The organism is Bacillus paramycoides (genome assembly GCF_001884235.1).
GTDB classification, from domain to species: Bacteria; Bacillota; Bacilli; order Bacillales; family Bacillaceae_G; genus Bacillus_A; species Bacillus_A paramycoides.
In genome coordinates, this window is the sequence record NZ_MAOI01000075.1 from 25,556 (window position 1) to 44,419 (window position 18,864).

19 protein-coding genes are annotated in these 18,864 nt (G+C 34.9%); 5 read left to right on the forward strand and 14 right to left on the reverse strand.

The window, feature by feature from the left end; genetic code table 11:
* Window positions 1–34 precede the first annotated feature (34 nt).
* Together BAU28_RS15415 and ybaK are read right to left on the reverse strand one after the other, a co-directional pair.
* Window positions 35–1,159 carry a helix-turn-helix domain-containing protein gene (locus tag BAU28_RS15415; RefSeq protein ID WP_071719034.1) on the reverse strand — a complete coding sequence of 375 codons (1,125 nt, stop codon included), beginning with the start codon at window positions 1,157–1,159 and terminating at the stop codon, window positions 35–37.
* Window positions 1,160–1,309: 150 nt separating this feature from the next.
* The gene (gene ybaK, locus BAU28_RS15420) at window positions 1,310–1,786 is read right to left on the reverse strand and encodes a Cys-tRNA(Pro) deacylase (RefSeq protein WP_025148658.1); all 477 of its coding nucleotides are present in this window, start codon (window positions 1,784–1,786) and stop codon (window positions 1,310–1,312) included.
* 344 nt (window positions 1,787–2,130) lie between these two features.
* On the opposite strand from ybaK, the gene BAU28_RS15425 reads away from it, so the two are divergent.
* Window positions 2,131–3,423, forward strand: a complete 1,293-nt coding sequence (locus tag BAU28_RS15425; RefSeq protein WP_071719035.1) for a histidine--tRNA ligase — start codon at window positions 2,131–2,133, stop codon at window positions 3,421–3,423.
* A gap of 170 nt (window positions 3,424–3,593) precedes the next feature.
* Complete coding sequence (locus BAU28_RS15430) at window positions 3,594–3,902, forward strand: hypothetical protein (protein ID WP_071719036.1); 309 nt, start codon at window positions 3,594–3,596, stop codon at window positions 3,900–3,902.
* Window positions 3,903–3,989: 87 nt separating this feature from the next.
* On the opposite strand, the gene BAU28_RS15435 is transcribed toward BAU28_RS15430, so the two are convergent.
* Together BAU28_RS15435 and BAU28_RS15440 are read right to left on the reverse strand one after the other, a co-directional pair.
* The gene (locus BAU28_RS15435; RefSeq protein WP_071719037.1) at window positions 3,990–4,268 is read right to left on the reverse strand and encodes a DUF1292 domain-containing protein; all 279 of its coding nucleotides are present in this window, start codon (window positions 4,266–4,268) and stop codon (window positions 3,990–3,992) included.
* A 168-nt stretch (window positions 4,269–4,436) separates the two neighbouring features.
* Window positions 4,437–5,489, reverse strand: coding sequence for a pyruvate kinase (locus BAU28_RS15440; protein WP_071719038.1), 1,053 nt, complete (start codon window positions 5,487–5,489; stop codon window positions 4,437–4,439).
* A gap of 282 nt (window positions 5,490–5,771) precedes the next feature.
* On the opposite strand from BAU28_RS15440, the gene BAU28_RS15445 reads away from it, so the two are divergent.
* Window positions 5,772–7,445: an alkaline phosphatase gene (locus BAU28_RS15445; protein WP_071719039.1), complete on the forward strand. Its 1,674-nt coding sequence runs from the start codon at window positions 5,772–5,774 to the stop codon at window positions 7,443–7,445.
* 226 nt (window positions 7,446–7,671) lie between these two features.
* Here BAU28_RS15445 and BAU28_RS15450 read toward each other — a convergent pair whose 3' ends face one another.
* From BAU28_RS15450 to BAU28_RS15485, 7 genes are all read right to left on the reverse strand, one after another.
* Entirely contained in the window at window positions 7,672–9,141 is a 1,470-nt protein-coding gene (locus tag BAU28_RS15450; RefSeq protein WP_071719040.1) for a S8 family serine peptidase, read from the reverse strand.
* Between the two features lie 459 nt (window positions 9,142–9,600).
* Window positions 9,601–9,900, reverse strand: a complete 300-nt coding sequence (locus BAU28_RS15460; protein ID WP_071719041.1) for a hypothetical protein — start codon at window positions 9,898–9,900, stop codon at window positions 9,601–9,603.
* Between the two features lie 263 nt (window positions 9,901–10,163).
* On the reverse strand, window positions 10,164–10,886 hold the full coding sequence (locus BAU28_RS15465) for a hypothetical protein (RefSeq protein WP_071719042.1): 723 nt from the start codon (window positions 10,884–10,886) through the stop codon (window positions 10,164–10,166).
* Window positions 10,887–11,221: 335 nt separating this feature from the next.
* Complete coding sequence (locus BAU28_RS15470) at window positions 11,222–11,980, reverse strand: SDR family oxidoreductase (RefSeq protein WP_071719043.1); 759 nt, start codon at window positions 11,978–11,980, stop codon at window positions 11,222–11,224.
* 56 nt (window positions 11,981–12,036) lie between these two features.
* Window positions 12,037–13,701, reverse strand: a complete 1,665-nt coding sequence (locus tag BAU28_RS15475; protein ID WP_071719044.1) for a putative ABC transporter permease subunit — start codon at window positions 13,699–13,701, stop codon at window positions 12,037–12,039.
* Complete coding sequence (locus BAU28_RS15480; RefSeq protein WP_002172684.1) at window positions 13,694–14,419, reverse strand: ABC transporter ATP-binding protein; 726 nt, start codon at window positions 14,417–14,419, stop codon at window positions 13,694–13,696. The genes BAU28_RS15475 and BAU28_RS15480 overlap by 8 nt, the downstream gene beginning before the upstream one ends.
* Before the next feature lie 102 nt (window positions 14,420–14,521).
* On the reverse strand, window positions 14,522–14,716 hold the full coding sequence (locus BAU28_RS15485; protein WP_071719045.1) for a hypothetical protein: 195 nt from the start codon (window positions 14,714–14,716) through the stop codon (window positions 14,522–14,524).
* 324 nt (window positions 14,717–15,040) lie between these two features.
* Here BAU28_RS15485 and BAU28_RS15490 point away from each other — a divergent pair, with 324 nt between their 5' ends.
* Window positions 15,041–15,400, forward strand: coding sequence for a DUF3796 domain-containing protein (locus tag BAU28_RS15490; RefSeq protein WP_071719046.1), 360 nt, complete (start codon window positions 15,041–15,043; stop codon window positions 15,398–15,400).
* Window positions 15,388–15,588, forward strand: coding sequence for a helix-turn-helix transcriptional regulator (locus BAU28_RS15495; RefSeq protein WP_071719047.1), 201 nt, complete (start codon window positions 15,388–15,390; stop codon window positions 15,586–15,588). Before BAU28_RS15490 ends, BAU28_RS15495 begins: the two co-directional genes overlap by 13 nt.
* 287 nt (window positions 15,589–15,875) lie before the next feature.
* Here the strand turns inward: BAU28_RS15495 and BAU28_RS15500 are convergent, their stop codons facing one another.
* The 3 genes from BAU28_RS15500 to BAU28_RS15510 all read right to left on the reverse strand — a co-directional run bounded on the left by BAU28_RS15500 (window position 15,876) and on the right by BAU28_RS15510 (window position 18,776).
* A complete protein-coding gene (locus BAU28_RS15500) occupies window positions 15,876–16,838 on the reverse strand; it encodes a tubby C-terminal domain-like protein (RefSeq protein WP_071719048.1) in 963 nt (320 codons plus the stop codon).
* Window positions 16,839–17,072: 234 nt separating this feature from the next.
* Entirely contained in the window at window positions 17,073–17,783 is a 711-nt protein-coding gene (locus BAU28_RS15505; protein WP_071719049.1) for a YjjG family noncanonical pyrimidine nucleotidase, read from the reverse strand.
* Between the two features lie 48 nt (window positions 17,784–17,831).
* Complete coding sequence (locus BAU28_RS15510) at window positions 17,832–18,776, reverse strand: phosphotransferase family protein (RefSeq protein ID WP_071719050.1); 945 nt, start codon at window positions 18,774–18,776, stop codon at window positions 17,832–17,834.
* Between the last annotated feature and the right edge of the window lie 88 nt (window positions 18,777–18,864).

An 18,864-nucleotide genomic window follows, 5' to 3' on the forward strand; every position in this document is an offset into this window, starting at 1 on the left:
TGGTCCATTCATTAATAAAATCCCAATAACATATCTATTCTTTTATACTTAATTTAAACTTCAATGACGCTACGATACTTTTATAAGCTGACAATTCCTTCAAAGGAGTAAAGAGTGGATTCTCTATAATACTTTGCATCATGCTTTCTTTAATAACGGATTCACTTCTAACCGTTTTCGCTCCAAGTGGAAACTCCTCAAACCACGAATCAATTGCATCGAAATATGAATCCCCGTGTAATTGTAGACTATTTAATGTAAAACTAGCACCACAAACGGTCGCATATTTACGTAACATTTCCAACGCACTTTCATAGTTTTCTTGCATGCAGTATACTTGTGCAGCAGCGTAGTAGAGCTTCAAAGTCATATTAGGATGTAAATTTTCTAGATTATAAATTTCTATAAGTATAAATGCTCTATTTAAAATGATGTCTACCCTTTCCACACTTGATGCATTTAATAGTAAATAATTTGGTATTACCCCAACTAGTCGCATTAAATGCTGATACATACTAATTTGCATCACTTCCTTCGCCTTTGGCGCATTCCCAAGCATTTGATACGCCTGCGCTATTAGCTCTTCATCTGGAAGGTTAGGACGTATCGTTTCACCGAGCAAATGTAGAACTTCATTCGGCCTTTGTAATATAAGATTACATGTCGCTTCTAACGAGGCTGCCTCTTTAGCAAGAAAAACATCCTGACTTTCTTCCTGTACTCGATTAAAAAGATGAATCGTCTCTTCTATTATTTCAATTCTTTCATCCGTATCTTCCGTCAACATATGGTGATTAATAAATAGTACGCCCATCTGAAGTAATAAAGGAAAACAGGAATAATATTTTTTTATCATTTCTCTACACTCCATCATTACTTCATGAAACGGCTTTTCACTAAAGGCTTGCGCAAGTCTATGATATAAATTTTTAATATCTTCCTGTGTCATTTGTGGAGCATACCCTATTAGTGCATCTATACTTATATTAAAGTACGATGCTAACTGTGGTAGAAATGTAATATCTGGATAACTTTGCCCCGTTTCCCATTTTGAAACAGACGCCTTCGTAATCCCGATATACGCTGCCAATTCTTCCTGTGTAATGCCTTTTTCTTTCCTCTTAACCGCAATTATTTTATGAATATTTATCTCTTCCACATCATCACCTCATACTTTTATTATATGCTTTTATTTCAGACAAAATATGGATTTGAAGTCAACTTCAATTAACAAAATCAACTATTAGGAAACATCCTCATAAAACAAAAAGAAGTTCCAGTAAACTAGAACTTCTTTTTCTATGTATATTTATTTCGTTACTTCACCAAATTTCGCTTTCGTCACTTTCGCCAAATCTTCAACTTTAAGCTCAATTTGCACACCAATTTTCCCGCCACTAACGATCATCGTTTCAAGTGATTGGGCGCTCTCATCAATGCATGTAGCAAATAACTTTTTCATTCCTACTGGTGAACAACCACCGCGAATATATCCTGAAACTTTCGTAATATCTTTAACGGGAATCATTTCTATTTTCTTTTCACCGACTGCTTTTGCGGCTGCTTTTAAATTCAGTTCCTCATCTACCGGGATTATAAAAACATGATATTCTTTACTATTCCCTTGAGCGACAAGTGTTTTATATACTTCTCTCACGTCCCTACCAATTTTTCCCGCAACTGAAACACCATCAATTTTCCCATCGTCCGGATCATATGACATCATCGAATATTCAATTTTTTCTTTATCTAATATTCGCATCGCATTTGTTTTATCTTTTTTCATGAGTTTCTCCTTAAAAAATTATTTCATATTATTAAGATTTCTTTTATTATACACCTTTTTTAAATTACCCTGCATAACTTCACTCATTTTTCAAAACTGAAAATATTGATATTTCAAAAATCTTCTGTTATACTTTTGAAAAAACTTATTAAGGAGAGATTTGTAATGCGAACTTTTAATACTTCTTTCCAACTTCATCATCATACGTAACGCCGTGTATCCGAAGAAAAATTTTTCTTCGTGGGTACAGGGCTTTTCCTGTTGACCCACGAAGCGTTCATAAAGCTATGTGGGTATTTTTATACCTGCATAGCTTTTTTTAATTTAAAAGAGGAGTGATTAGAATGGAAATGAAAAATGTAAAAGGAACAAAAGACTATTTACCAGAGGAACAAGTATTACGAAATAAAATTAAAAGAGCTTGTGAAGATACATTTGAACGATATGGATGTAAACCTTTAGAAACTCCAACATTAAATATGTACGAACTTATGGCATATAAATATGGTGGTGGCGATGAGATTTTGAAAGAAATATACACGCTTCAAGATCAAGGAAAACGTGAGCTTGCCTTACGCTACGATTTAACAATTCCATTCGCTAAAGTTGTTGCGATGAACCCAAATATCCGCCTTCCTTTTAAACGATATGAAATTGGAAAAGTATTTCGAGATGGTCCAATTAAACAAGGGAGATTTCGTGAGTTCATACAATGTGATGTTGATATAGTTGGTGTAGAGTCTGTAATTGCAGAAGCTGAATTAATGGGCATGGCATTTGAACTTTTTCGTACATTAAACTTAGATGTACAAATTCAATATAATAATCGAAAATTATTAACTGGTATTCTCGAGTCGATTAACATTCCTACTGAATTAACGAATGATGTTATCTTATCATTAGACAAAATTGAAAAGATCGGCATTGATGGCATTCGAAAAGATTTGCAAAACCGCGGAATTATAGAAGAAACAGTAGAAATAATATGTGATACAGTGCAATCTTGCATAGAGTTTGATATTACTGACTTTGAAAAAGCGTTCAATAATACACTCGTTACAAATGGAGTAAATGAACTACAGCAATTACAGCAATATTTACTCGCTCTCGGAATTAAAGAAAGTACTATATTCAACCCGTTTTTAGCAAGAGGACTCACAATGTATACAGGAACTATATATGAAATCTTTTTAAAAGATGGAAGTATCACATCGAGTATTGGTAGTGGTGGTCGCTATGACAATATAATCGGAGCCTTCCGTGGTGATAATATGAGCTATCCAACTGTAGGGATTTCATTCGGTTTAGATGTTATTTATACAGCGCTACAAAAACAAGAAACGATAGCATCTACGGCAGATCTATTTATCATTCCACTCGGGACAGAATTACAATGTTTACAAATCGCCCAAAAATTACGTGCTACAACTTCCTTAAAAGTTGAACTTGAACTAGCTGGTCGTAAATTAAAGCGTGCCCTTAATTACGCCAATAAAGAAAATATCCCGTATGTACTTATTATTGGAGAAGAGGAAATTACTACAGAAACCGTTGTGCTACGAAATATGAAGGAAGGCACTGAAGTAAAGATTCCCCTCTCTTCTTTAGAAAATAACACATTTAATAACTATATATAATACGTGCCACCCTCCTTTGGGTGGTTTTTCTAATGAATGAATAAATAAAGATTGAATTAGTTTACATAACATAATTATCATTACATTTTAACGTAAATCACAAAAACATATCTATGCATCCACTATATTTGGTAATATATTCATACGAGCATATTTAGGAGGAATTTACTTTGAAGGAAGTCGTAAAAACATTAAAGTGGACTACAGGTATTTCCCATCTGTTATTAATTCTTTGTTATTTACTTCAAGGAATAGTTGACTTATCCGAGATACCATTACTTATAGTAATTACTCTACATATCATTACTATTTTATTAGCTAAAAAAGAAGGCATGAAAACCTATGCTAATTATATAGGAATCCTCACTATTCTAGTTGCTTTCTTTCCCTATATACGAATCGCTATATATATTATAGCGTCGATTTTCCTTCTATTAGATGCCGCTTCCACGAACACAAAAGAAGCGTATGATTTATAGCGGATTGAAAAATAGCAGTTAACGAAAGATTTTTCAACCCTATACAAAAAAGAGGGCAGATATGCATCTCCCTCTTTTGTCTAACTATTATGATTCTTGTCCTTGCTCGTCCATAATCTTCTCAAACGCCGCAGATACTTTTTCAAATTCCTCATCACTTTCAATGTATGAGAATTCGTCATCTTCTTCTACTTTTAAAAAGAAGATATCAACGTCTTCCTCTGTTTCCGCTTGAATGTCTTCTACAAAGGCAACTGCAATGTATTCTGCTCCTTCAACATCCATCGCTCCAAGCACTTCAACATCTTGCTCTTCATTATTTTCATCGCTAAGGCTAAACACTTCGCCTACTTCAATATCTGACATATTCATTCTCCTCCTATCACACTCTAAAAAATAGAACGTTCAAATCGTATACTCACTAACATATCTTTCCATAAAAAAGTTGAATTCATACAGAAAGAACAACAAATTCTTGTTGATTCAGTATAAGTATCCAACTAATACTATAAACGATAAATGCAAATTTTTATACTAAAGCGACTTATGCAACAATTCAAGTACATCTTTCATAGCATAAGGACCATCTTTTTTTACGTGCTCTGCGAATTCAGAAACGAGACGCAACGTTTTCACACTTTCGATTGGATGATCTCCTGACGCACTTTCAGCAGAAAGCATAACTGCATTCGTTCCATCCAGTACAGCTTGAAATACATCCGTCACCTCAGCTCTTGTAGGAATAGAATGATCTACCATAGATTGAAGCATTTGTGTCGCTGTAATGACATACGTATTCGTTCGATTGCACTCACGAATCAGCATTTTTTGTAAAAGCGGTATAATTTGATACGGCAATTCCACGCCTAAATCTCCCCTTGCGATCATAATTCCATCCGCTACTTTACATATATCTTGAAAATTCTCGATCGCTTCCATCGTTTCTATTTTTGCAATTAAATTTGGTGAAGTTTCTTTATGCTCTTGTATAAAATTTCGTATTTCCTTTATATGACTAGGTTTTCGTACGAAAGAACACGCAATAAAATCAACATCCTCTTCTAGAAGAAACTGAATATCTTTTTTATCCTTCTCTGTAATAGCTGGTAAACTTACGATTGTACCTGGTAAGTTCACCCCTTTATGAGAGGAAATATTGCCACCTGTTTTTACTCTCGTTTCTATTTTTTCCGTACTTACCTTTTCAACAATTAACTCAACTTCTCCATCATTAATAAGAATTCTACTTCCAACTTTTACGTCATTCGCAATCCCCACATAATCAACACTTGCTTCTTCTTTATTCCCTTGAACTGGATTGGTATGTAAAGTAAATAACTCCCCTGCTACAAGTGTAATTTGTTCCTCTTTTATTTCACCCAATCTTATTTTAGGACCTTGTACATCCCCTAGAATTTTAATAGAATCGTCTAACGATTTTACTAAACGAATGATATCTTTATGACTTTCATGCGTGCCATGTGATAAATTTAACCGAACAATTTTCATACCATTGTCTATTAACTGAGCTAATGTTTCTTTATTATTGCTTACTGGTCCAATTGTACAAACGCGATCGATTGTCATTCTTCCCACCATCCTTTTTATAAATAGTTCCCATAAAATAAAGAGAAGATTCTTTTTATAGGAAAGAAGGTACAACTTAAGAATACAAGAAGGCTTTATGTGATGAGAAGATTTTTCTGAAGAATTAGCTTACATTTAACTTTTTGTGTTCACCATTTTGACTCAATAGTTTTTGTTAGTTTCTTGGCAATGGGGTACTACTAACAAATAGAAAAAATCAAAACTATGTTTACATACGAACGTTAGATTGGGATGCCGAAAACAATCTATGGAGGGACAACAATGACTAATCTTTGTAAAAAGATACTAGGACTAACTTTAGCCAGTACTATAACACTAGGTTCATTAGCTGCAGGAAGCATGATGAGTGGTAATGAAGTAAAAGCTGCGGCGAAAAAAGCAGAGAAACAACCAAAAAACGTAATTATCATGGTTATGGATGGGACAAGCTCTTCTGTCACAACATTGGCCAGGTGGTATAAAGGGGCACCTCTTGCACTCGATCAAATTGTATCAGGAGGTGTTCGTACGTATTCGGCAGAATCAGCTATTACGGATTCTGCACCAGCAGCCACAGCTTTAGCGACAGGCAATAAATCAAATTCAGGCTATGTGGGCGTATTACCTTCTGTTGTGAATTCGCCTGGCTTAGAACTCGTCAAAGAAGAATGCAAGTTCCGTCCAGTTGCCAACGTCTTAGAAGGTGCAAAACGTTCAGGACGCGCAACGGGAATTATTGCTACATCAGAAATTCAGCATGCTACTCCTGCTGGTTTCTCTGCCCACCATGCTAACCGCAAAAATTTTGAAGTAATTGGTGAACAGCAAGTTTATCAAAATATAGATGTTGTATTAGGCGGTGGAAAGGCAGCACTTCTGCCTCCGACAAGCAGTGGTATTCGTAAAGACAAAGAAGATTTAGTAAAAGTGATTCAAGATAAAGGATACGACTTCGTCGAAACAAAGGATGCATTATTAAATTCCAAATCAAATAAAATCTGGGGCTCTTTCTCCAGTAATGCACTTGCATTCGATATAGATCGTGCAGCAACCAATCCTGAACAACCAACTCTTTCCCAAATGACGGAAAAAGCAATTCAAACTTTATCAAAAGATAAAGATGGTTTCTTCTTATTCGTAGAAGGCAGTAAGGCAGATTGGGCAGCACATGCAAATGACCCAATCGGGATGATTAGCGATGTATTGGCATTTGATGATGCGGTTACGGCAGCGTTAAAGTTTGCGAAGAAAGATCGTAATACTATGGTCATCGCTGTAACCGATCATGGAAATAGCGGTCTTTCCATTGGTAACAGCAATACTACAAAAGGATATGATACCACACCAGTATCAGCCTTCATTACCCCACTGAAAAAGGCGAAAATGACACTTGAAGGTGCTACAAATAAACTAAAAGATGATTTATCTAATATAAAAGAGGTCGCTGCTCTTTACGGTTTAGACAACCTAACTAATAATGAAAGTGAAAAATTAAAAGCTGCTCAAAAGAAAGCTGATGTAGGTCCAATCCTTACTACATTATTGGCTAACCGTGCGAACCTCGGTTTTACAACTGGTGGTCATACGGGTGAAGATGTATTCTTACACTCTTACGGGCCTCAAAAGCCATACGGTTTAGTTCAAAATACGGACATTGCAAAGACAATGGCCAGAGCAATGGGCTTCCAATTAGGAGACATAACGAAGAAATTATTCTTAAATGCCGAAACATCATTTAAAAAAATTGGTGCAAAAGTAACAATTGATAAAAAAGATGTAGCAAACCCTGTACTTGTAGTAAAACGCAATAATACGGAGGCAAAGTTGTCTGTTAATAAAAACATTATCTGTATCGATGGAAAAGATTATGAACTAGGAAGCATCATTGTAGAAAGTAACGGGAAATTCTATGTACCTGAACAAGCAATTCAACTATTTTTAAGACACTCTCGCTAAAAAAAGATTGCCTCTTAAGAGGCAATCTTTTTCTTTTTTCAAATTTTGTTTAAGTATGAAATTTATGTTTTTGTAGCCTACCTCCACATATCCATCAAACTAATATTCTGAAGTACTCCGAAAACGAGATTTTTATCCTTTGATATTTATCAATATAGATTCTGCCCATTTTTTGGAACAACAGGTACCTGAACTTAATAGGGATAGGTGCTATCCCACTTTTTTATTATTTTTTTATTTTTAATAACGCATTATAAATATTTGCTTCTCCAGATCCAAATAATGCATCATGTCCTGGTTTACCGAAATCTTTTGCTGTTTGTTTAATTAAGTTCTCTACTTGTGCAGGAGAATATGTCGGATGAGCCGCTTTAATAACCCCCGCAATTCCCGCTACTTTTGGCGAGGCCATTGATGTTCCATGCATTAAAGCATAGTTATGCAGATCTGAAGTGAAATATGGTTCCAAATAAGTTGGCCATGTACTTAATGTACGATAATGGAAATCTCGCTGTGCTAAATCGCCTGTTTCAGCATATACAGGACCGTTATCACCGCCTGGTGCTGCCACATCAATAAAACTGTTTCCATAGTTTGAGTAAAATGCAATTTTATCAGTTGACCATTGATTAGAAGAAGATACATTAATTACACCCGGAATTTGACCCGGAGTTTCTACATAAGGCCCTTTAAAGATAAGATCGTCTGAGCCATACTCCTTATTTAAATAATCTGTTATCATTTTCTTATCATTCATATTGAGTGATTCGTTTCCACTTGCCGCTACGACTGTTACATTTTTTTGTACGGCATATTGAATTGCACGCTTCCAAATAAGAACATCCGCATTATCGCTATATTTTTTTCCGTTATCATAGTATTTCATGCTATCAAATCCACCGATAGACATGTTTATAACGTCAACATTATCATTTGCAGCCGCAACAATAGCGTCTACAATCCAAGCTGTCGGTGCACTACCAGATTCGGGGAAAACGCGATATGAACGAACTTTAAGATCTGGTCCAACCCCTTTTAGTTTTCCATTTGCTGCAATTGAGCCTGCTACATGAGTTCCATGTCCTCCCCTATCCTTCACATCAGCAGGATCACCTTTCTCAGTTTCATCCGCACCAGCTGGTACGAAATTCTGACCACCACTATAGTTTTTTATTAAATCAGGATGATTCGCATCGATACCGCTGTCGATTACACCGACTGTTGCTCCTTTTCCTGTTCCTCCATTCAGCTTATAAGACGCACCATCATTTGTTATATTTTTGATGTCCCATTGATAATTCCAATAGCTGTCTATATTTTCTGGCTGCGGGATATCCGTTACTGGCTTTCCGTCCGCTGCGGTTGGCCTTATTTCTTCTTTATCTAAAGCGTGGAAAACTTCTTGATTTGCAGCTTGGATAGATGAAACCCCTTTCAAGTTATCCAAGAAGGAAGGGTTACTTGACTTTACTTCCATTGCTCCGATGGCAGGAATGACGCGGAGAATTTGCCCACCTGCATTCGAAATAATAGATTGATAATTGCTAGGTAAATCTTTCTTAAAGGCAATCAAATAACTTTTTTCTGTTTGAGTTGAGCTAGATGTTGTTTTTGTTTCCGCAGACACATTGTTTCCTGCTAGAGTACCGAATGTTAAGGCTGTAGCTAATGTCAAAGTGGTGATCCTTAATTTCATTACAATCCCCCCTAAAAAAATTAGTAATGCTTGGATAAGATTCTATTCCACATTAGGAATAGTAAAACCTTCGATAAACTACCTATGTGAAAATATTTTTTTGCTGCTCCTCCCCCATAGCTATCAAGCTAACAAAATAAATATGACGGTCTTAATGAACTCTCTTCAACCAGGACAAACATGTAAAATATCCAATGCTTATGTAGGAATGACTGATAAAGTGCCAATCCATGTGATTATTCGTCAGCTAACAAAAGAACAAAAAAAGATTACAAGATCAAACAATCTCGCTTATCATTGACGTTATATGAGTTTAGCTTGATGGCAATGTCCTATCCCCATCAAGCTAAAAAGGTTTTTGTTCCCATCAAAGAGCTATTTCTGTTTGTCATTGTTCGCTATAAAACATATACAGTTTCATACAGTAACGATCAAAAATAAAATCCATCCTTGTATAATCTACATCATGTAATACGATTGTGATGGGTAATACGACTGTGATGGATAATACGACTGTGATGGGCAATACGATTGTGATGGATAATACGACTGTGATGGGTAATACGATTGTGATGGATAATACGACTGTGATGGGTAATACGATTGTGATGGGTAATAACTTTGTTGCATTTGTTGTGATTGTAATGCTTGTTGCTGTGCTTGTATAGCCTGATGAACAGCTTGAATAGTACTTTGTGCAGGTCCCTGCCCTCCTAAAGGACGCATTTGCGTTTCATTGTAAAAATACTTGGAAAGCATTCTTTATTCACCTCACCTCTGCAGATATTTTTGTCTTCATGTTTCATACTATGAATATTTAATTAAAGTGGATAATTCATGAAACTTTTCATCTTCCCAGCTAGTTGCTTTTCCATTTCCTTATAAAGTGAGTAAAGAAAATTATGTCATTCAACAAGCGTTCGATTCATTTCGTATCATAATTGAAAAGAACAATAAATAACGAGCCCACACACTACTTCAACAAACTAAAAAGGCCTACTCACACGAGTAGGCTTTTGAAACTATGAAAGCTTCGTTAATAATTGATTTAAATCTTGTTTCGTTTTTGTCGTTAATGACTTCATTTTCTTAACATCTATCTTTTCTTTTTCCGCTCCTACAATTAACGGATACATACTTTGACCAATTGTTTTATACTCGGTTGGATGTGATGCTTCTAACTCTTTTTCAATTACATCCCACTTCTCATTAATTTGCTTTCCAAGTTTGTTAACTGTTTCAAATTTAGGGTTTGCCGCTAATTGCTTGTCTAAGCTTTCAATTAGTACAACTACTTCTTTCACATTTGTTTTCACAGCAACGTTTTTCTTCGGATCTTTCGTTGTTTTCCCATTATTGTCTGTACTTGTACTTGCGCTTGTGCTTTGATCTGTTGCTTTTCCACTAGTAGTTTGATCATTCGTTTTCCCTGTCGTTTCTTTTTCTTTCGTTTTGCCATTTTGATTTTGAGTAGACGTTTTGCCGTTACTTTCTGTGCTTGATGATTCTTTCGTATTTTTTGAATCCTTATCTGTTTTTTCATTCGAAGAAGTATTTGTGTCTTTTTCAGTATCTTTCGTTGTTTTTGACGCTTCATCTGCACTTGTCGTTTTTGATTGTTCCTCATTTTGTGCAGTTGCTTGGTCCTTCTTCGCTGCATCTTTATCCGTGGAGGTACTACAAGCTGCCATAGTAAGCATTGTACCAATTGTAATCGAAGCGATAGCGACTTTTTTCATTTTCATAAAAATCCCCCTATGTTTACAATTTTATCCTCCTCTTTACGATTCTATTTTCCATTAAAAAATTCCTTTTCACACGAATCACCATCTTTCCGACAGTAATCTTCATAATAATACGTACAAAAAATGATAAAATGATTTTAATATTCGAGTTTCTTCTACCCTATTTTTCTACTACGTAATAAAAGAAAAAGAGTATATTGTCACATAAAGAATTGTGATCTACATGTGGCAATATACTCTCATATCAACTTTTTCTCTTTTTTGACATTTTATTTATACAAAAAAAATAAAATAAGCCAACTTTTTTGTTTCTCAACTTTGTTAACATAATATTTTTATGAATAACCACCATTCGAATGAATCACTTGCCCAGTAACCCACTTCGCTTCATCACCTACTAAAAAGGAAATTAAGCGCGCAACATCCATTGATTCTCCAACTCTTCCTTGCGGGAATTTCCATACTAAATGATGCTGTAATTCTTCAGTAATCCATCCTGTATTCGTTGGTCCTGGATCCACAGCATTGACTGTAATCCCCTTCTCCATAGCAACTGGTGCCACTGACTTTGTAAATGCCTCTATTGCTCCTTTCGTTGCTGCGTATGCAAGTTCATCTGGCATTGGCCCCAATGACTGACCTGAAGTAAGATTAATAATGCTTCCACTCGTTTTGAGTGAAAAATGTTTAATAAATAATGAACTTAATAACATAGTAGCGCGAACATTAACCGTATAATGTTTATCTAACTGTTCTACATCTAGCTCTTCAATTTTCGTATGAGTAGAATAAGCTGCATTATTAATAAGAATAGATGGTTCGCCTAATCGTTCTGATACCATATACAATACACGATTAGGCGAATAAGACTGCGATAAGTTGATTTCTGCCATTTCACATCGAACGCCATAACTTTCAATTTCCTTTTTCAATAAAAAAGGTTCTTGATCATTCATTCCCCACGGCATTGCTTTATCATACCGAGGCCAGTACGTGAAAAAAATGTCTATCCCCTTTTGAGCAAGCACCTTGCATACAGCTGCACCAATTCCATTAAGACGAGTTGCCCCTGTTACAATTGCTATTTTCTTCACCTTTTCTCCTCCATCTATGGATAAATCCTCTGTACGAATACAGAGGATCTATCTTCTTAATTAATATTTGACAATATACGTTCTGCACTTAATTTTAAAATTCTAATTAAAATTAAATTGGCAATGGTAAACAGTATAAATAAAATAATAAACATAACCCACAGTCCTACATGAAGGACAAAGTATAATACACTTACTCCCGCTACAATAATTAAAGCTATTAAAATATTAGCTAAAAAATTCCACAAAGTTGTATATCGGCTTTTAAATAATTTCTGTTCTGTATCCCAATGAATATCTGCAGTTTGTGCATCCCAGCGTGTACCGATTAAATTGATTAACAATAAACCGTTCGCACTTAGTAAGAACCATAGTACCATAAATACTGGAGAAACCCCCGCTACAACTGCCATCGTAATACCGAATACTGCTAAGATTGATATATTAATTAGCCAAGCTGTTAATGTTTTTGCGAAAAAGATATCGGAAGCCTTTACTGGTAAGTAACGATTCACAAACCAAGAGCTTCCATCTCGAGAAAATGACGTTGTTGCAATTACGTTATTTCCCATTAAAAATAACGATGCACAAAGGCCAACACCAATTGCGAAACCTGCTGATTCCGGATTATCAATATACCCCGTAATCCATTTTAAATTTCCATCTTGTACAAATAAAACAAAAAACAGCATAATCGGCATTACAAAAGTTTGCACAATGCAGTTTAAGAAAAATTGCGGTGTACGGAATAACGTTTTAAATTCTTTTTTCACATATGCTTTTAAATGAGAACTTTGTACAGTTGATTTCTGTAAACCTTCTGCTGAAATTACCTCTTTCTTTGCTGTACTCGTTGAAAGTCCAATAACCCCTTTCAAATATGTGCGCTCTGCAATGTAATAAAACAGCCCGAAAAACGCGATAGAAATAAGAATGTAAATAAGAACGTATAATAGGCCTTTCCACGATGCACTTTCTACTAATCCCATCGCTCCAAAATATGTAGTTGGAAAATAATTTGTCATTTGTATGAAAAGTGAGGATTCATTATTTGCAAGATAATTCGCAACCGAATCTCCAGCTCCAGATACTGCACTTTTATTTCTCCATTGCATAAACACATTAATTCCTACGATAAATAATATACTTACAATTCCAATGAAAATATTTCCTCGATCTTTATTTTTCGCTATATTCGTATACCTCATAATAATTGTCATAATTAGCGAAGCTAAAACTAGCGGAATGATCGGGAAGAATATGTAAATGACAATCATATAAATGTAATATGTAATGAAAGCACCACTCTTTAAACCGTAAGTAATAAAGATAGGCAATAAAATAAACGAGCTCATTACGTATTGTGTAATTAACACTGTAAAGAACTTTGCCGAAATAATTTGTGCTGGTTTTAACGGTAACGGTAGCAACATTTCAACATCATTACTATAGTAAAACACTGTTAAAATGTTCATAATACTCATCAAAAATACCCATATACTAGCAACTGCTAATCCCATCGCAATAACAATTCCTGGATTCTGTCCGAGGTGTATCATTCCTTCATATATTCCATGGGTCATCGAACCGAATATTAAAAAACCTACAAATAAAATGGCTGCAAATGAAAATAAATACGCCCATCGTTTCTTTTTATCTGTTAAGAAATCCGCATAATTTAATTTCAATAATACTTTCGTTAACGTCCAAATTTTACTCATTGCCCGTCATCTCCAAGAACATTTTTTCAAGTGATTCATTGGATTTAAAATGATCTCTCATTTCAGCTAAATTCCCTTTAAACTGCAAATTCCCCTTATTAATTATAGCAACGCGGTCACATATTTTTTCCGCTACCTCTAATACGTGTGTAGAGAAAAATACAATCTTCCCTTTATCTGCATGTTCTCTCATCATTTCTTTTAAAATATAGGCAGATTTCGGATCAAGCCCCGTTAATGGCTCATCTAAAATCCACACATCCGGTTCGTGTAAAAGCACACCAATAATAACAATCTTTTGTCTCATACCGTGTGAATAACTTTGAATTTGATCGGATAAAGCATTATAAAGATCAAATTTCTTCGCTAAAGACTCTATTCGTTCTTGTCGTACTTCTTTCGGCACTTCATACATATCTGCCATAAAGTTTAAATATTCAATTCCTTTTAATCGTAAAAACATATCTGGACTATCTGGAACATAACCAAACGTCTTTTTCGCTTCCATCGGCTCTTTCATAATATCTTTGCCGTTAATCGTAATGGTCCCTTTGTCCACCCCATGAATACCAGTAATCATCTTAATTGTCGTTGATTTACCGGCACCATTCGGTCCTAAAAAACCAAAGATTTCTCCGCTAGGTACTGTTAAACTTAAATCTTTTACTGCATAGGTAGATCCATTATAACTTTTTGACACATTCGTAATTTCAATCATTCCATCCAATCCTTTCCTTAATTACCAAATAACTATATTAACATTATAGCATACTTATATTTTTAGATTTTTATTATTTTTCAGTTTTATCGGGTTGTACTTTTATCCTTTAAAGTAAATATAAGCACCAAGTCCAACTATTAAAACAATAGCTAATATAATATAAATCATCGTAAGCCGTGTAATATTTCCTTTTGTCGCTTTACTATAATTCGCATCACCATTTCGCCCAATTAATACCGTGCCAATTACAGTAATAACTACAAGTAATATAACGATCATTATCCAAGTTAGCATTTTTTTCTCCCCCTCCTTACAAACATTTTACGATATTTTCCTTTTTATTTTACAGAATATTTATCCTTTTTTACTATTATTATGAAACAAACTGTAAAACTATTATTACCATTCATTTCTACATGTGATATATTTATAACATATAGTGATTTATCCCGCATTAACGGGCAGTAAGAATCCCACCTCAAAATTCGGCTGGAGCAAAGAAGTTTGGTGGGACATCAACTGCCCATAAACGCCCGATTGGTTCAACTAATAATCAATGGGGATGCCCCCACTGATTAAAGTTTCACTTTATTTCTAACACTGAAAGGAGAATCCATCGTGAAAACAACTTGGATTAAATATTTAGGATTTCTCGGTTTCTTTGGCTTTCTAGGATTTTTTTATGAAAAAGGCTTGTTTACTATGTTTTGTTTTTTCTCCTTTTTCACAACGTATAGAAAAGTTCATCATGATGAGCTTTTTGAACAGATTGTAAATAAATCGTGCCGAAATGCCTTTATCGTTACATTACTAACAACCGCTATCATTATGTTTATTGAAATGTTATTTCCGAATCCTACATTACAAGAGATTGATATCGCCCTTATTTTCGGCACACTCATTCTTACGTTCGGCTTCTCTATTTTCTTTTACGATAAACCAATTGATGAAATGGAAGATGCACCATGGCGTTCGTAACGAAGATAAAAGAATACCGTGCCAAATTGAATATGACACAAGAAGATTTAGCGAAACAAGTTGGTGTACGTCGTGAAACGATTAGCCATCTTGAAAAAGGAAAGTATAATCCTTCATTGCAGCTTGCTCACGATATAGCGAAAGAACTTCATAGTTCTATTGATGAAATCTTTATTTTTGATGATTAATAAAGGGCACCAAGTCTAATATGTAATACTGAATCTAAAGTAATCAAAGATATATAAGATATACTACACGACGACCCATGTTGTTTAACAATGTAGTTTTAAGGTGTATCAACACTTTGCTTGATATGCCTATTTTTTATAGTTTTTATCACTACATTTATCAAAGCGACAAATAGGTTGCAACGAAAATACCGTCCTTTTTTCAGAACCATAAAAAAATACCGGCATCCTTCCCATGAAGAATACCGGTACTTCCCATTTATCCCACTAATTATAGTTTCACTTTATCACCCATACAAAACCGCATGAAATACGCCTAACAGTAAGTATTGATCCTCAATATAATCATCATCATATACATTCATCTCGATGTGATACATGTCTTCCTCAAGACGAATATTCCAATCTGCAATTACATAGCCGTTTCGTAATAACTTTCCAAGCCCAAGTGAAGTTTTGTGAACAACATATTCTTCTGTGTTATATGTAAAGGTAAATAAGAAATTTGCATCCAATAACTTTCCGTCACATACAAGCACTTCATGCTCTGCATCATTATTATCGATGTACGTTACTAAAATCTTTCTTTGGCGCTGCCTACTTACATCCTTTGCAATGACGCGAATATTGTCCTTACTATCCTTTATTTCGTAAATGATATTACTACCAACTTTCGGAATGAAGTCTAGCACTTTCATCAACGTATTTTTATAATAACCCCGTACTACGCCTACTTGTTTGCTTCCATTGTAAACCTCTATCGACGTCGTATCCGCTTTACTATCACACAGTCGTTTGTAAGAAAGCTGCATCATTCGCTCTCCTCTTAAGTACTGATCAAACGTCACAGGATATTCTATCGCGCGCAGTTCCTTATTTAGCTCATATAAATAGCGTTGAACGCTCTCTACTAATGTTGCAGTAGATATACGCTCCTGAAGTTCAAATTGTTGCCAACTGGAAGAAACTCCCCACTGATCGTCCTCTTCATAGAAGAATCCGAGAATTACTTCATCACGGTCACTCGTTTCATAATTCATTTGTACGTTCTGCCCATGTTGAACTTGTTCCATCCACTGTCCTAAATAAATGCCGAGCTCCGCGACCTTCATACATGACTTCTGAAAAAGTACTCTGTCACCGACACGAATTGTTAAATCCCCTTCAATAAAGCCCTTTGTATAAGAGACATACCGTGGCTCATCCTTCTGCGGAATAGCCTTGTCTAACTCAAATAAAAACGTTAACATCCTTCACTCACCTCTAGTTGTTACACAGCTCAAACCTGACATCGAATCACTCTGAAAAACTATGCATATACGTATATTTAATTCATGCATTATAACACATGAATGACCTTAGTATAGTAGCGCTATTTTTCAATCCATATATTAGTTGAACGATTTTTCAAATATATCTAACACAACTTACAATATATCAACGATTTTTTCGATATATCGATTTATCGACAAATATCAACATGATTAAAATGAGGCTACCTTTTCTTCCGCCACTTCCACAATTTCTAAAATTTGCAACAAACTCTCCACTTCATAAGTCGGCTTAACGCCTGTCGTATTCTCTTTTAAACTAGGATTATACCAACAAGTATCAATACCGTAATCTTCTCCGCCTTTCATATCAGAAGTTAGCGAATCTCCAACCATTAGTACACTTGATTTATCAGTAATGCCAAGCTTTTCAAAGGCATAATCAAAAATCTCACGAGCTGGTTTTTGATGGCCTACTTCTTCTGAAATAATAATATGATCAAAGAAGTTACTTAAAGGCGAATTTCCAATTCTAGATTGTTGCACTTTTGTATATCCATTCGTAATGATACCTAACTTGCAATCTTGAAGATTCTCGCATAATTGCACTGCACCTTCTATAAGATGTACTTCTTTCCCCAAGTTTTCAAGGTATACATCACTAAATTGCTGTGCATCCACTTCTAGATTATGAAGAGCAAATAATTGTCTAAATCGATCTACCGCTAATTCACCTAGCGTAATCATTTTATTTTCTAAATCTCTCCATAATCCATTACTAATCTTTTTATAACTTGCAAGATAATCATCATACCCTGTAGGCATGCCGAATTGTACAAACGCATTATGTAATGCGTTTTTTTCTGTTTCAGGAAAATCTAATAATGTATCGTCTACGTCAAATAATATAACTTTGTATTTCATGATGCTCTCCTCAATTCCTATATTAAAAACTTCATTCTTATAGCTTAATTATAAGCTTTTATATATTTCATTATAAAGTGCTTTGACTCGCTCTTTATAGAATACACCTTTATCTTCTATTTTCAAATGTGCTATAAATAAGTTTGCAAGCATAACCGAGGTATCTAATCTATAAAACAAACTAACGATATGAGGAGTAGCGTTAAAGATATTATCATTCTTATATCCATCTTTAAATTCATCCCAACTAACCTCATTCGTTTCAGCTATTCTCATAAGCTCCAATAATGGATGACCAATTAGAGCGTTATCCCAATCAACTATCGCTTTAACTTCTCCGTTATATCCAATTAAATTTGCTGGTCGAATGTCCATATGCAATAAACTTTTCGTATGATCAGCCCTACTAAGAATATGTTCAATTGATTGTGCATCTGGAAGTTTAATATTACAGTTCGTAATTGTATTAAAACCTTCTACTCTTTTCACAATTCGTTCCGCTATACGCTTACTAATTGGCTCTCTAATGTTTTGCTCGTAATGTAAACCTTCAAGTGACATACTATGAAGCTTGTTAACTAGCTCTCCTATTTTATACGCAGGAATAGGCATATGATCCGTAGCCACATAATCCGAAATTAAAAAATCAAGGTCGGTAGAAAGATGCAATCCGTATATCCTTGGTACTGGAATACCTTTTGAATTACAAAACTTAGAAAGCTCTGCTTCCTTTTGCAACGAAAGTCGACTATTAAATAAATCTTCATTTATATTTTCCACTTCACGTTCCCACGGCACTCGAAATGCTAAAGGTCCTTTTTCTGAATCTCCTCGAAAAACAATATTTTGCACTCCTGTTCCAATCACCTTTAAATCCTGAACAGCTAAATCCTTATATTCTTGACTTAATATTGTTGTTAGCTTTCCCCTTAACTCGTCTGCTTTTAAACGTGTATGAATCATTTTATCCCCCGATTCGTAAGTTCTTTTCACCCATTTCCCCCTCGGTGCACAACATCCTCATAAACGAAATTATATCAACAATAATAAAAGGAGACTAATCTAAATCAGCCTCCCTTCT